Source organism: Neobacillus sp. PS3-34, assembly GCF_030915465.1.
Taxonomy (GTDB): Bacteria; Bacillota; Bacilli; order Bacillales; family Cytobacillaceae; genus Neobacillus_A.
Genome location: NZ_CP133267.1, coordinates 4,418,445 through 4,432,048, shown reverse-complemented (window position 1 = coordinate 4,432,048; position 13,604 = coordinate 4,418,445). Strand labels below are relative to the sequence as shown.

14 protein-coding genes and 1 pseudogene are annotated in these 13,604 nt (G+C 39.3%); 9 read left to right on the top strand and 6 right to left on the bottom strand.

Translation table 11 applies throughout. From position 1 onward, the window contains the following. Window positions 1-37 precede the first annotated feature (37 nt). The 4 genes from RCG23_RS23330 to RCG23_RS23315 are packed head-to-tail and all read left to right on the top strand — an operon-like array spanning window position 38 to window position 3,325. A complete protein-coding gene (locus RCG23_RS23330; protein ID WP_308177610.1) occupies window positions 38-922 on the top strand; it encodes a putative selenate ABC transporter substrate-binding protein in 885 nt (294 codons plus the stop codon). Window positions 923-934: 12 nt separating this feature from the next. After that, the gene (locus RCG23_RS23325; RefSeq protein WP_308177609.1) at window positions 935-1,687 is read left to right on the top strand and encodes a phosphonate ABC transporter ATP-binding protein; all 753 of its coding nucleotides are present in this window, start codon (window positions 935-937) and stop codon (window positions 1,685-1,687) included. Window position 1,688: 1 nt separating this feature from the next. After that, the gene (locus RCG23_RS23320) at window positions 1,689-3,014 is read left to right on the top strand and encodes a PhnE/PtxC family ABC transporter permease (RefSeq protein ID WP_308177608.1); all 1,326 of its coding nucleotides are present in this window, start codon (window positions 1,689-1,691) and stop codon (window positions 3,012-3,014) included. Between the two features lie 8 nt (window positions 3,015-3,022). Then, window positions 3,023-3,325 (top strand): PhnE/PtxC family ABC transporter permease, encoded by a 303-nt coding sequence (locus RCG23_RS23315; RefSeq protein WP_308177607.1) that lies wholly within the window; start codon window positions 3,023-3,025, stop codon window positions 3,323-3,325. A 60-nt stretch (window positions 3,326-3,385) separates the two neighbouring features. On the opposite strand, the gene RCG23_RS23310 is transcribed toward RCG23_RS23315, so the two are convergent. Genes RCG23_RS23310 through RCG23_RS23300 form a run of 3 tightly spaced genes read right to left on the bottom strand, consistent with a single transcriptional unit; the run spans window position 3,386 to window position 4,807 of the window. Continuing rightward, window positions 3,386-3,940, bottom strand: coding sequence for a GNAT family N-acetyltransferase (locus RCG23_RS23310; RefSeq protein ID WP_374049870.1), 555 nt, complete (start codon window positions 3,938-3,940; stop codon window positions 3,386-3,388). Between the two features lie 10 nt (window positions 3,941-3,950). Then, window positions 3,951-4,604: an arginase family protein gene (locus RCG23_RS23305; RefSeq protein ID WP_308177606.1), complete on the bottom strand. Its 654-nt coding sequence runs from the start codon at window positions 4,602-4,604 to the stop codon at window positions 3,951-3,953. After that, a complete protein-coding gene (locus RCG23_RS23300; protein ID WP_308177605.1) occupies window positions 4,583-4,807 on the bottom strand; it encodes a hypothetical protein in 225 nt (74 codons plus the stop codon). Before RCG23_RS23300 ends, RCG23_RS23305 begins: the two co-directional genes overlap by 22 nt. A 264-nt stretch (window positions 4,808-5,071) precedes the next feature. Here RCG23_RS23300 and RCG23_RS23295 point away from each other — a divergent pair. The 5 genes and pseudogenes from RCG23_RS23295 (at window position 5,072) to RCG23_RS23275 (ending at window position 11,422) form a co-directional block, all read left to right on the top strand. After that, window positions 5,072-6,246: pseudogene (locus RCG23_RS23295) on the top strand (MFS transporter). A 354-nt stretch (window positions 6,247-6,600) separates the two neighbouring features. Then, entirely contained in the window at window positions 6,601-8,898 is a 2,298-nt protein-coding gene (locus tag RCG23_RS23290; RefSeq protein ID WP_308177604.1) for a glycoside hydrolase family 31 protein, read from the top strand. Between the two features lie 290 nt (window positions 8,899-9,188). Continuing rightward, window positions 9,189-10,739, top strand: coding sequence for a glycoside hydrolase family 66 protein (locus RCG23_RS23285; protein ID WP_308177603.1), 1,551 nt, complete (start codon window positions 9,189-9,191; stop codon window positions 10,737-10,739). Beyond that, window positions 10,658-10,963, top strand: a complete 306-nt coding sequence (locus RCG23_RS23280) for a glycoside hydrolase family 66 protein (RefSeq protein ID WP_308177602.1) — start codon at window positions 10,658-10,660, stop codon at window positions 10,961-10,963. Before RCG23_RS23285 ends, RCG23_RS23280 begins: the two co-directional genes overlap by 82 nt. Window positions 10,964-11,221: 258 nt before the next feature. Continuing rightward, on the top strand, window positions 11,222-11,422 hold the full coding sequence (locus RCG23_RS23275) for a hypothetical protein (RefSeq protein WP_308177601.1): 201 nt from the start codon (window positions 11,222-11,224) through the stop codon (window positions 11,420-11,422). Window positions 11,423-11,584: 162 nt separating this feature from the next. Here the strand turns inward: RCG23_RS23275 and RCG23_RS23270 are convergent, their stop codons facing one another. Genes RCG23_RS23270 through RCG23_RS23260 form a run of 3 tightly spaced genes read right to left on the bottom strand, consistent with a single transcriptional unit; the run spans window position 11,585 to window position 13,546 of the window. Beyond that, window positions 11,585-12,343, bottom strand: coding sequence for an alkaline phosphatase family protein (locus tag RCG23_RS23270; RefSeq protein ID WP_308177600.1), 759 nt, complete (start codon window positions 12,341-12,343; stop codon window positions 11,585-11,587). Window positions 12,344-12,377: 34 nt separating this feature from the next. Continuing rightward, a complete protein-coding gene (locus RCG23_RS23265; RefSeq protein ID WP_308177599.1) occupies window positions 12,378-13,076 on the bottom strand; it encodes an MFS transporter in 699 nt (232 codons plus the stop codon). After that, on the bottom strand, window positions 13,019-13,546 hold the full coding sequence (locus RCG23_RS23260; protein ID WP_308177598.1) for an MFS transporter: 528 nt from the start codon (window positions 13,544-13,546) through the stop codon (window positions 13,019-13,021). The genes RCG23_RS23265 and RCG23_RS23260 overlap by 58 nt, the downstream gene beginning before the upstream one ends. Window positions 13,547-13,604: the final 58 nt, after the last annotated feature.

The following is a 13,604-nucleotide window of genomic DNA, read 5'->3' as shown; positions in this document are numbered from 1 at the left end:
GAAAAAGAGTTTTACAATTTACAGGAGGTAATTTTTGATGAAAAAATGGTTATCCATTATATTTGTAGCAATGCTAGTCCTTTCCATGGCAGCTTGTTCCCAGAAGGATGATAAATCGAACAATAAAGAGAGCGAACCTGCAGCTCCAAAAGTGATAAAAATTGGCGCCATTCCTGACCAAAGTGCAGCAGACATTAACCGCAGCATGGGAGATGTCGCTAAATACCTTGCAGACAAAACCGGTATGAAGGTAGAATATGTTCCTTCTGTTGATTATGCAGCACTCGTAACTGCGTTCCAGCGCGGTGAAATCCAGCTTGCCTGGTTTGGCGGATTAACGGGTGTTCAAGCTAGGAACCAGGTTTCTGGCGCGGAAGCAATCGCACAGCGTCCACGTGATGCCGAATTCCATTCGGTATTTATTACACAGAAAAATTCAGGTATCAAGAAGCTGGGAGATCTTAAAGGCAAAAACTTCACGTTCGGCAGTGAGAGCTCAACATCAGGCCACTTGATGCCCCGCTATTATATGATAGAGGCTGGCATTGATGCTAATAAAGATTTAGACGGCAAGCCAAACTTCTCAGGTTCCCATGATACTACCTATAAACTGGTTGAATCAGGAGCATTTAAAGCAGGCGCCCTCAATGAAGCTGTTTGGGAAGCTGCTGTAAAGGAAGGAAAAGTAGATACAAATAAAGTCGAGGTTTTCTACAAAACGCCTGCCTTCTATGATTACAACTGGACTGTAAATAAAATGGACAAAGCAACCAAGAAAAAATTGACAGATGCCATTCTTTCTATGGGCAGCGGCCAAAAGAAAATATTAGATCTATTCCAAACAGATAAGTTTGTTGAAACAAAAAATGAAAATTATAAGCCAATTGAAAAAGTGGCAAAAGAGTTAAACATTATTAAATAGCAGGTGTAGAGAATGTCTTCAAAAATTTTGATTGAAGCGAATAATATATCGAAACACTATGGGCGGAAGATAGCATTATCTTCCCTTTCTTTTATTGTCGAGAAAGGTGAAAGAATTGCATTAATAGGACCAAGCGGCGCAGGAAAAACAACATTATTAAACTCTCTCGCTGGGCTTGTTGACCCTGACGGCGGTGAATTTGCCATAGACGGAGTGCCTATTTCCCAATATAAAAATGGAAAAGTATTTGCAAAAAAAGTTGGCGTAATACGCCAGCAATTTGATTTAATCGGCCAACTGGCTGTCATCCATAATGTTCTGGCCGGAAAGCTTTCGGAATGGGGTTTATTTAAATCCCTCCTTTCACTTATCGTTCCACAGGAAAAAGAGAAAGCCATTTATGCCCTTGCCCGAGTCGGTTTGTCTGCTAAGACATATGATCTAACAACAACCCTTTCAGGCGGTGAACAGCAGCGGGTCGCATTAGCAAGGTTAATTGTCCAGGGACCTGAGATTATTCTTGCTGATGAACCTGTGGCATCTCTTGACCCTGCAAGAGCTGAAGATGTTTTATCCATGCTTACACGATTTGTATCCGAAGAAAACCAAACACTTATAGCTAGCCTTCATTCAGTTGAGTATGCAAAGAAGTACTTTACAAGAATTATCGCTTTAAAGAACGGAAAGCTTTTTTTTGATCTGCCGACTGTAAAAGTGACTGATAATCATTTAGCAGAGTTATACCAGCTAAAGGAGCAGGTGTAAAATGAAACAGTTTTTCCCCTCCTTCCATCAGAAAAATAGACTTTTACTTTCCATAGTGCTTTTGGCTGTTTTTGTGTGGAGTATGTTTTCTATAAAGTGGAATTCAGACCTCTATCACTCAGGGGGAGGAACCGTTATCCTTCAAATATTGAAGGGTGTGGTACATCCTGCTTTTACGCCGGAACTGGCCGTTCTTGGCTTTCAATCAGCATGGATAACACTGGCATATGCTGTTGCAGGAATGTCATTAGCCATCATTTATGCCTTTATAACGGGTATACTTGCCTCTGGGGTAATGGCCTCAAGGAATATTTCCCGCCTTTTTTCAAAGATCTTCTTCAGGGGAATTCTCGGCTTTACAAGGTCTATCCACGAATTGGTCTGGGCGTGGCTTTTTGTGGCTGCAGTTGGATTATCACCTTATGCCGCCGTTTTCGCTATTGCCATTCCCTATGGCGGGATCCTTGGCCGTATTTTTGCCGATATGCTGGAGGATGTAAATGAAGAACCGATAAAAGCACTCCGGGCTGCAGGTGCTTCAAAACTTCAGGCTTTGATTTATGGATATTTACCCCTTGTCCGTGCCGACATGGTAAGTTATACGATGTACCGTTTTGAGTGTGCGATTCGTTCTTCAGCAATCATGAGTTTTATTGGGCTTGGAGGTCTCGGATATCAAATCCAGCTTTCCCTCTCAGATTTGAAATACGACGAGGTATGGCTTTTTGTTTATTACTTGATTACAGTCGTCCTTCTAGTTGATTTGTGGAGCAGTTTAATCCGCAAAGGGCTGACCCATTCCGGGAAAAAGGGGAAGTTCGGATCCGGGTATTTCTCAGCTATTATTGGTCTTATTCTCATTATTGGCTCATGGGGCTATATTGCTGCTGGCGAAAACACCCATTTATTTGAATTGCTCTCCAATCAAAATCTTGAATTTGCCGGGAAGTTTTTTGGCGGGCTGATCGGCTTAAACGATGCACACCCCGCTTTCTTCGATTCCAAAAGCTGGACTGAAGCTTTAAAGCTAACAGTGGAAACTCTGCAAATGAGCATTATGGCTATTGGTTTTGCGACCATAGCTGCCTTTTTAACGGTTATACCAGCTGCAAGGAATATTGCTAATGGAACTTTGACGTCAGCGAAAAAGTGGTATAATTGGCCGCTTTTCGGTCTTGTGCGTATTGTTTATATTTTTTCGAGAGCTGTTCCGGAGCTAGTATGGGCAATGATGATTATTTTTCTTTTTAAACCAGGAATCTTGCCTGGTGCAGTGGCCCTTGCTCTCCATAATTTCGGCATTCTTGGAAAGCTCTGGCCGAGGTAATTGAGGACATGGATCCGAGGCCGGTTCGCAATCTTGCTTCTTCTGGAGCCTCTAAAGCACAGCTATTATTTTACGGTGTCATTCCAGCCGTTATGCCTAGGTTTTTGACTTATATCCTGTATCGCTGGGAAGTTATCATGAGAACGACGATTGTTGTAGGATTTGTCGGTGCAGGCGGCCTGGGGATGCAGTTCAAACTCAGTATGAGCTATTTTCAATACACAGAACTTACACTGCTGTTAATTTGCTATATGATTCTGGTTCTAATAGCCGATTTTGCATCGGAATCGGCAAGAAAAGCGGCGAAATAATAGTAAGTAAAAGGGACTCCTTTAATTGGGAGTCCCTTATCTATGTGGTGCCTTCTCTTATCATTGTTTATTACAATGTAGCTTTTCCCACTCTTCCCTCAAAATCCCCATTTTGATTGAATCATAATATTCACCATTATAAAACCTTGCCTTCCTTATTCTTGCTTCCATCTGCATGCCAAGTTTTTCACCTACTTTAATCATTCGTTGGTTGCCTGACCATGTTGTATATCCAATACGCTGAAGTGGCAATTCTGCAAAAAGATGATCAATCCATAGCTTAATAGCTTCAGTCCCATAGCCTCCGCTCCAGTAACCAGGATCATAAATAACGATTCCCACCTCGAGCCAGTTTGATGGCTTATGTTCCCAGTAATAAGAAACCGTGCCGATAATTTGGCCATCTATCATGATAGCCCTCCTATTTAGAAGCCCATTTGAAATTAGGCTGGCCATTTCTAATTTATAGGTATCAAGTTCCTTATGCTCAAGGTGAAAATAAGGCGCATCCCATTCTTTCCATTCAGGGTTCTTCACTCCGTATATATGCTGCCACAGTGTGGTTAGATCACTTTCTTCTAACAATTTAAGCTGAATATTCTTTCCCTCTAATATTCTCTGAATGTCAGTCTTTATAATAGTGGCTCTCCTCCCTATCACAAACAAGACAAAGCAAGTCAACAATGGTTTTAGCGCTTTTTCCATCCTCGTCTTTGTTTGCAGAAAACTCCGTTACCTCTATTCCTTTGACACGTACATCTTTTAAAATTAGTTTTAATATTTCAGAAGCCCCTTCAAATGATAGACCCTTTTCGCTTGGCGAGTATGCTGAGGGCATTACTTCCTTTTGGAGGACATCAACATCAAAATGCACCAGAATAGAAGTTTCTTCTGGCAAACCTCTAAGATGATCAGCAATTTTATTCATAGAAAGTTCGTCAAATGGAATAACTTTAATCCCATAGGTTTCATGTGGCACTTCCTGAGGTCCAATTACAGTTATGTTTTCTGGCTTGAATGGTCTTTCCTTGCACCAAACCTGGCTGTCCTGTGTTAAAAACCAAAGACCCATTCCGGCAGCACCAACACAGCGTTCCCCTGATGGTGCGACTGTATCAACATGGCCATCCAGGACCAGCAAATGGACCTGATCGCCAAAAGCCTTTCTAAAAACAGGGAAAGTCCCTACTTCGATACTGCAATCTCCTCCAAGAAGGATGGAAAAGAAATTGCGGCTGAATAGTTGGTCGGCATTTTCTAAAGTTTCATCCCAAACCATTCTTGGCGCCAATTTCTGACCGGGCATATATTATGCCTCGGTAGAACACGACTGTCTAAAATATCCCCATGATCTTCAACAGAAATACCCCTATCTCTTAACTTTTCAGCCAAACCCGCATTTCTGATGGCAGCAGGTGCCAGCTCGGTTCCTTCATTCAAAGCCCCTGCATGGCTCGGAAAACCAAATATATTTATTTTCAATATAAAATTCCCCCTATCATCCCCATCATAAGGATAATTATCTTACTTTTCAAATAAAAAGGAACTCGGTCTACTTCTCCAATTTGAGGGTTCATCTTGTAAAACTATTCACACTGCAATAATTTATATGGTAAATTTATATCAATGCTCCTTAGGGAAATAATCCCTGAAATAATGATTTACTCTCCACATTGATCCATCAGGTACATAGCTCGTTATTTTTAAAATGATACATATTTATCGTCCATAGAGGAGTGTTCGTAGGTGAATACAAAGAAAGCGTTACCAATTTTGTTTTTAGTAATGTTTCTCGTAATGGTAGGCTTCGGCATCATTATTCCTGTCCTTCCCTTTTATGCTGAGAAAATTGGTGCCAATCCAACTGAACTTGGCCTCCTGATGGCTGTTTATTCATTGATGCAGTTAATATTTGCACCGATGTGGGGCCGAATTTCAGATCGGATCGGTAGAAAACCGGTGATGATGCTTGGGATAGCGGGACTAGCCTTTTCGTTTTTTATGATGGCAATTGCGACACAATTATGGATGCTATTTGCAGCAAGGATTATTGGCGGTTTCCTTTCTTCTGCGAACATGCCAACAACCATGGCATATGCCGCAGACATCACAACTCCAGAGAACCGTGGAAAAGGAATGGGGATTATCGGAGCAGCAATAGGGCTTGGATTTGTATTCGGCCCAGCTATCGGCGGTGTTTTCTCAAAAATTGACATGAGTCTTCCCTTCTATATTTCAGGCAGCTCTTCCCTTTTTACATTATTACTTGTATTCCTATTGTTAAAGGAATCTTCCACTAAGGAAAGCAGAATAGGAAACTCAAATCCAAAAAACTCTATTCGGAAGGCTTTTTCCGGGGCTTTGTCTGTTTTATTTGTATTGCAATTATTCATATCACTTTCCCTTTCTAGCCTGGAAGCGACATTTGCTTATTTTGCAGCTAAAAGGCCAGGGATGGATTCAACTCATTTAGGCTATATTTTTATGATTATGGGACTTGCCGGAGCTTTTGTACAGGGAGGTTTAGTAGGCAGATTGACAAAAAAGTATGGTGAAGGAATTGTCATTCAAGGTGGCATCATCGTTTCTTCAATAGGATTTGCCTTGATACTCCTCGTCCATAATTTTACCACTGCAGCAATATTTTTAACGATTTTTGGAATAGGTAATGGGGTCATTCGCCCAAGCGTTTCTTCCCTGCTAACAAAGAAATCTACTGGCGGCGCATGGTAGTACGACAGGATTATTATCCTCCTTTGATTCTTTGGGCAGAATTATCTGGCCTTCCACTCGGGGGATGGCTGTTTTCCATATCTTTAGGTCTCCCTTATATATCAGGGACTATCACTTCGATTATTGCTTTCATACTCTTCAGAGTCTATACAATAAGAATCAAAAAAACAGAGGCTTTTACAAACTAATATTTTTCAATTGATGCCGGTTAATACCGGCATCTTTTTATTAGGATTTTATCTTATCATGTTCAAAGCCATTTTTTGATTTAACAGTGTTTGACGTAAAAATTTCATTTTATAACAGTTTTTGATTCTTTTATCATAAATGAATGAACTTTTTCTCATAATATAGTTATTCCTGTTCATTTTGCCTTTTACTAAAAATGCTTTCAAATGAAGGGGATATCGGTTTCATTTTTTAAGGTTAAACGCGTTTAGGAATATAAGCTGAGAACTAAGTTGGAAGGAAACTGGTTTTTTCGGTACACTTCCCTATTTTTATATTCCTAAGCGTGACAAAAAACTGCGAGGTGAAAACAGATGCCCGTTAAACAAATTTGGAGAGCATTCCTTGTTTTTATGCTTACAGCAACACTTGCTCTCTCCGCAACACTTTCAAATGCAAAGGCTGCTGTTACTCAGCCGGAGCCAGACACACCATTAAATAAACAAAATCTGCAATTGCTGGCGGTACAAAAAACGTTTAAGCTGCCAAATGGAGTTAAATTCGATTTGGGGACTCATGAAGCCTATATCCGTGTATTTGCACCGGATATGGTAAAAGTATCTGTCTTGAAAAAAGGCGAAAAAGAGTTCGTCTCCAGAGGTATCGCCAAGACCAATTGGAGAACTCCACGTTTTTCTGCGGTGGAAAATAGAAATGAATATATCATTAAAACAGGCGAAATTTCCGTTAATATCAAGAAAAAACCTTTTGGCATTAAGTTCCTCGATAGGCAAGGAAAAGTAATAAATGAGGACTACCTTCCAAGCGGTAAAACATCAGGTTATGAAGCCGGAAAACCTTATGTCTTTAAGAAAACCGATAAGAATGAAAATTTTTACGGTTTTGGAGAACAAGCGGGACTCCAGCTTAACAAGCGAGGAAAAAGTATAGGAATGTGGAACACTGATGCGTATTCATATACGAAAGATACTAAATATGTCTACACTTCAATTCCCTTTTTCATTGGCTTGAAAAATAAAAAGGCGTATGGAATATTTTTTGACAATACGTACCGCTCTTATTTTGAAATGGCCAGTGAAGCAGATGATTACTATTACTTTTATGCTAATGGGGGCAAGCTTACATATTACTTCATGTATGGTCCCGAAATAAGTGACGTTTTAAATCGTTACACAGAATTAACAGGAAAAATAGAATTGCCGGCTAAATGGACTATTGGCCTTCATCAAAGTAAATGGGAATATACAGCCGATGAGATCGTCAAGGTAGCAAGGACTTATCGTGAAAAGAAGATCCCTCTTGATGCTATGCATTTTGATATTGACTATATGAATGGCTATCGAGTTTTCACCTGGGCCGATGAGTATAAAAAGGCTCTTCAGCAGCTAAAGGCAATGCCAGGCTTCAAAGCCGTTGCCATTAATGACCCAGCTGTAAAGCAGGATGAAAATTTTTGGGCTTACCTGGAGGGTACGAAAAAAGACTATTGGGCTAAAAATGCCGATGGAACACCTTTTATCGGTCCAGTTTGGCCTGGTCCATCTGCTTTCCCTGATTTTTCAAAGAAAGAAGTGCGTGATTGGTGGAGCAGAAATCATAAAGTTCTCTTTGATGCTGGCATAGACGGCATCTGGAATGATATGAACGAACCGGCTGTATTCCTGGATGATCCTAAATACAATCACACATTACCATTAGATGCTTACTTTGGATATAACAATAATAAGATTCCTCATACGGAATATCATAATATTTACGGACACGATGAAGCTGAAGCAACCTACAATTCATGGAAAATCTATAAGCCAAACGAACGGCCTTTTGTTTTGACTCGTGACATGTATGCTGGAACCCAGCGCTGGGCTGCCCTATGGAGTGGAGATAGTGTAAGTAACTGGGAGCACCTGCAAATGTCGATTCCAATGAATACAAATGCTGGCCTTTCTGGTGTAGCTTTTATGGGTAATGACATTGGCGGATTCGCTAAACGCCCAACTCCAGAATTGTTTGCACGATGGATTGAAGTCGGATCCTTCCTGCCATATGCAAGGATTCATTATGATTCAGACCGTAAATCAGAAATAAAACAAGGTCAGGAACCGTGGGCATTCGGCCCTGAAGTAGAAAAGATCAGCAAGAATTACATTGAAATGCGTTATCAATTGCTCCCTTACCTTTATAATGCTTTCAAACAAGCAGCTTCAACTGGAAAACCGGTTCAGCAACCGCTGGTATATCAATATCAGAAAGATCCAAATACCTATAATATCAGCGACCAATATATGTTTGGGGATTCCATGATGCTTGCTCCTGTCGTTACAGAAGGACAAACTTCAAGGAAGGTATATCTTCCAAGAGGCGATAACTGGGTTGATTATTGGACTAAGAAGGAATATAACGGTGGCCAGACCATCCGTGTAAACGCCCCTCTTGCCCGGTTGCCTATTTTTGTGAAGAACAATTCGATCATCCCTAGACGTGAAATTCAGCAGTATACGGATGAAAGACCATTAACAAATCTTCTTTTAGATACGTATCTTAAAGACAAGGCTCAATATAGCTTTTATGAAGATGACGGAAAAACAAAAGATTACAAACGCGGCCGATACAATATTACTAACTTTACCATCCAACGTCAGGGCCAAATGTAACCTTTACTCAAAACAAACAGGTTAAGCGCTACAATACAAAATTGCAGCAGTATACTCTAAAATTAAACAACGCGGTTAAACCTAACAGAGTCCAGGCTGCCAACAGGAAATACAAAGAAGTCAAGACGATTTTAGACATGTATAAAAACAAACGATCATACTACTATAATCAACAGCTGAAAATATTGTATGTTAATATTCCAGCTAATGAGTATAATGAAGTGAAGATTAAATAATAATCTAGGGGCTGACTTAATGGTTGGCCCCTTATTTTTGAAAAGGTGAAGTAAATGAAAAATTTTAGACAGTGGCTTTTGATATTGTTTATGATCTTATTAATATTACTTATTATTAAACAAAATCCAGCACAGTTTTTTACAGGGCTTCTGAAGCAAAAACAATTAATAAAACAGGAATTTATTTCTTCTGTTTCAACGGACAGAGCAGCATATAAGCCTGGAGCCAAGGTGATATTTTCGCTTAATAGCAATTTAAAAGGAAAAGCTACCATTGATTATTTTCATCTTGGAAAAAAAATAGAGAAAAAAACACTTACCGTTGCTTCAAAACATGTAACATGGACATGGATTCCTCCAAAATCAGATTTTCAGGGCTATATGGTACATATAAAAGTTAGTTCAAAATCTTCCTATGATGAAAAGTCAATTGGCGTTGATGTTTCGAGTACGTGGAGCAGGTTTCCGAGATATGGATTTTTATCAGATTTTAAAGATATGCCTAAACAGGATATTGAAAAAATCATTTCGAAATTAAACCGTTACCATCTAAATGGATTGCAATTTTATGACTGGCAATATCAGCACCAACAGCCTTTAAAAATGAATGGAAGCCAACTTGCTTCCCATTGGGAGGACATTGCAAACAGAACAATATCAACTGAAACAATCAAGAAATATATTGCTGCTTCCCATCAGCGCGGGATGAACGCAATGGCTTACAATTTATTATACGGTTCTTTTGAAGGTGAAGAAGGAAACGGTATATCTCCTGACTGGTATTTATATAAAGGCCAAGGACGAAATGGCATTGATAAATATCCTCTTCCGGAAAATTGGAAAAGCAATCTAATTATCATGAATACTACCCACCCGACATGGAGGGAGTACTTAATTAATAAACAAAAACAAGTTTATCAGTACCTGCCCTTTGACGGATGGCATATTGATCAGCTTGGTGACAGAGGCGATGTCTTTAATGAACGTGGAGACAAAATCGATCTCTCGCACTCCTTTCAGCCCTTCATAAATGAAATCAAAGACAAAATTCCTCAAAAGAGTATAGTTATGAACGCTGTTAATCAATATGGACAAGAGGATATAGCCAATTCACCCGTTGATTTTATGTATACAGAGGTATGGGATAAGTATAAGAATTATGGTGATTTAAAAGGAGTCATTGATCATAATACCTTTCTATCTCATCATAAAAATTCTGTTCTCGCAGCCTATATGGACTATGAAAGGTCTAATCAGCCAGGTTATTTTAATGAAGCAGGAATTTTGCTTGCAGATAGTACTATATTTGCGTCTGGCGGGTCACATCTCGAAATGGGTGAGCATATGCTTTCCAAGGAATACTTTCCTCATAGCCAGCTTAAAGTGAGTAAAACCCTTGAAGAGAAAATGATAAGTTATTATGATTTTTTAACTGCTTATGAAAATCTATTAAGAGATCATTTATCTGATTCGAGTGTTTCCATTAGATCGGGGAAGGCTTATCGATTGTTCCTTCTCCAGCTGTGGGTACCGTTTGGAGTATTGCTAAACAAAAGGAAAATAAATATAAAATTGTCCATCTTGTTAATTTTTCAGATAGTTTAACGATGGAATGGCGGGATACCTATGGTTCCACTCCCACACCCACTGCCAAACAAAATATCAACATTATGCTAGACGAAGTGCGCCCTATTAAATCCATGTGGATTGCAACACCTGATGATGGGCTTGGACTTCCACAAAAGATAAATTTCATTCAAAAGAAGGAAGAAGTATTTTTTAGAATTCCTTCGTTAAAATATTGGGATATGGTAGTAATGGAATTTTAAGTGGAAGGGCGTTCATTTTATTGGGCGCTCTTTTATATTTTTGTTAAGCTTTAAACGCTATTTCACCTCTTCGGAATATCTGATAAGGACATGCATAAAATTGATTAATGGAATTGATTGCAAAAAGGAGCTAAAATGATGAAAAAAAAATATTCTATGTTCCTGCTACTCATATGCACTTTGTGTGTGTCAGCTTATCTGGATTCTCCTTACTCATTCATTAATAAACCCTACCTATTCTCACGGAGTGAGCCCGTTATGGCGGTTTTTAAGCAAACGGTAACATCATCAAAAATTCCAGTTCTTGAGGAAAAACTGGAGGACAGAAAAAAGGTAGATGGTTATATTTTAGAAACATATCGTGAATATGAAATTTATAAGGATGAAAGCGGAAATGTAATTAAAACTGTTCCTACCGCCAAGACTGATACATTGAAATATAAGGATTACGGGAAATAAGTTTGATAGAATAATAAAACCACTTTCTGCTGAGAAAGTGGTTTTATTTCTATTTCCAAATTACTGAAATCGGGTTAGCTGATTTACTTTGGCCTGAATATGGTAAATGATAAATATCTTCAATTGTCCTTAATAAGCTAAAATGATTGGCAATTTGCGAATTCACCCCTGTTTTGACCATGGGCCAACGAAAATGGCAGGGATCTTATTTTTTTCTGAGTTATCGTCTTCATCCCAAGTAAGAATCAAAAGACTATTATTTTTTTTAGCCCATTGGACATATGCAGAGAGATGGCTTTTCAACCACTGGTCCGCCTCAGCAATTGAACCATCATGCATATCATGGGAAAGATTTGGTATGACAAATGACACGGTTGGCAATTGATTGAAATTCTTCGGAAATTTTGTTAGAGGCTGATTTACTTCCTTAGGGACATTGCTGAAATTCACCCACGGATTATGTTTTCGTGCATATCCGCCCCTGCGGATTGAAAAGCCAGTAAACCCAGTATAAGGAAGGTCCTCTGAAAATCCTGCAAACGTGTAATGATGGGAGAGCAAGGAGCTTGCTAAATTACTGGCCGCAAACCTTCTTTTTGGTACAGCATCATTTGTAACCCCCTGGTTTGAACCAGAGAATAAATTTAGATAATTCGGCTGGCTTGGATGTTCAATTGCATGATAATTTGATAAGTAGGTCCCCTGTTTAAGGAGAGAATTCATATAGGGTGCCTTAGGATTTCCTTTGATTTCCTTTTCGGAATGATTTTCTTCTATAACAATAATAATATGATCGATTTTGTTAGGAAAAGTCTTACCATCTATCGTTTGCTGATTCTTTTGTGCTGTGGAGTGGCCTTGTGTACAGGAACATAAGATGGTAAAAACTACTGTAAGTAAAATTGTCTTCTTTATTTTCACTCCTCAATCCTTCTTTCATTATCACTTTTACTCTTTAATAAAAATAACAATAAAGAGGCCAGGAGCGCAAATGCGCTGCTTGTTGCAAATGAGGTAAGAGGCCGTATGCCTGCCAAAGAAACCCTGCGAGGATGCTCGCTGGCAAAGCGGCAATGCCAGTGACCGCATTGAATGTGCCCATTGCTGTCCCTCTTTGCCCAGAGGGAACGATATCAGCTACATAAGCTTTTTGGATTCCTTCGGTGGCAGCATAATAAAGTCCATAGAAAACAAATAAAATCCAAATTCCAAGGCTATGCTGAACCAAACCAAATCCCAAATATATGATAGAAAAGATAACATATCCACCGATAATAATAGGTTTTCTTCCAATCTTGTCCGAAAGAATTCCTGCTGGCATTGAAAAAAACGTATAGGTCAAATTAAAGACCAGATATGCTAATGGAATATAAATTTCTTTCATACCCACATTTTTCGCTTGGAGGATGAGAAAAGCATCAGATGAATTTCCAATCGCAAATAGAGCTGATATCAAGGTAAAAGTTACAAACCTACGATCCATTCCCTTAAAGCTAATTTTAGGCAGTCCCCGTTGTCTAGATTTTTCTTCTGATTTCCTTTCCTTCAAAAAAAATATCAATACGAGTACAGCAAGTATGCCTGGTATTGCAGAAATCAAAAAAACCAGGCGATATTGGCCTTCAAAGGAGGACAGGATTGAAAAAGCGGCCAACGGCCAAGTGCCGCACCTAAAGTATCCATAGATCGGTGAAATCCAAAAGCTTTTCCACGATCTTTCTTATTCGTTGAGTCCGCTATCAAGGCATCCCTGGGTGCGCCTCTTATCCCCTTGCCGAACCTGTCTCCGAACCTAATTAATAAAACCTGCCAGCCCGAAGTGGTTAGCGCAAATAAAGGTTTAATAAGATTTGAAAAGCCATAGCCAGCGAGCATTAACGGCTTCCTTTTGCCCATCCGATCAGACAGCCACCCTGAAAACAGCTTCAATATACTTGCTGTACTCTCGGCGATTCCTTCGATAATACCAATAGTCATTATTTGTGTATGCAATACACCTGTAAGAAAAAGCGGCAGGATTGGAACGATCATTTCACTTGAAAGGTCAGTGAGTAAACTGACGACTCCAACCCAGAAAATAATTGAACTGACACCAAAGACTTTTTTTTCCTGAAAGGCTTCCAACTATGCCACCTCGAATCAATATCTGAGAAATACCTTTAGCATTCTGCCCAATTTTTAA

What these genes read in the sequence shown, in the direction of transcription:
- RCG23_RS23290 (WP_308177604.1), top strand. Translation starts at nt 6,601, where the DNA reads ATGCCCGTTAAACAAATTTGGAGAGCATTCCTTGTTTTTATGCTTACA.
- RCG23_RS23315 (WP_308177607.1), top strand. Translation starts at nt 3,023, where the DNA reads ATGGATCCGAGGCCGGTTCGCAATCTTGCTTCTTCTGGAGCCTCTAAA.
- RCG23_RS23330 (WP_308177610.1), top strand. Translation starts at nt 38, where the DNA reads ATGAAAAAATGGTTATCCATTATATTTGTAGCAATGCTAGTCCTTTCC.
- RCG23_RS23275 (WP_308177601.1), top strand. Translation starts at nt 11,222, where the DNA reads ATGGCGGTTTTTAAGCAAACGGTAACATCATCAAAAATTCCAGTTCTT.
- RCG23_RS23320 (WP_308177608.1), top strand. Translation starts at nt 1,689, where the DNA reads ATGAAACAGTTTTTCCCCTCCTTCCATCAGAAAAATAGACTTTTACTT.
- RCG23_RS23325 (WP_308177609.1), top strand. Translation starts at nt 935, where the DNA reads ATGTCTTCAAAAATTTTGATTGAAGCGAATAATATATCGAAACACTAT.
- RCG23_RS23285 (WP_308177603.1), top strand. Translation starts at nt 9,189, where the DNA reads ATGAAAAATTTTAGACAGTGGCTTTTGATATTGTTTATGATCTTATTA.
- RCG23_RS23305 (WP_308177606.1), bottom strand. Translation starts at nt 4,604, where the DNA reads ATGGTTTGGGATGAAACTTTAGAAAATGCCGACCAACTATTCAGCCGC.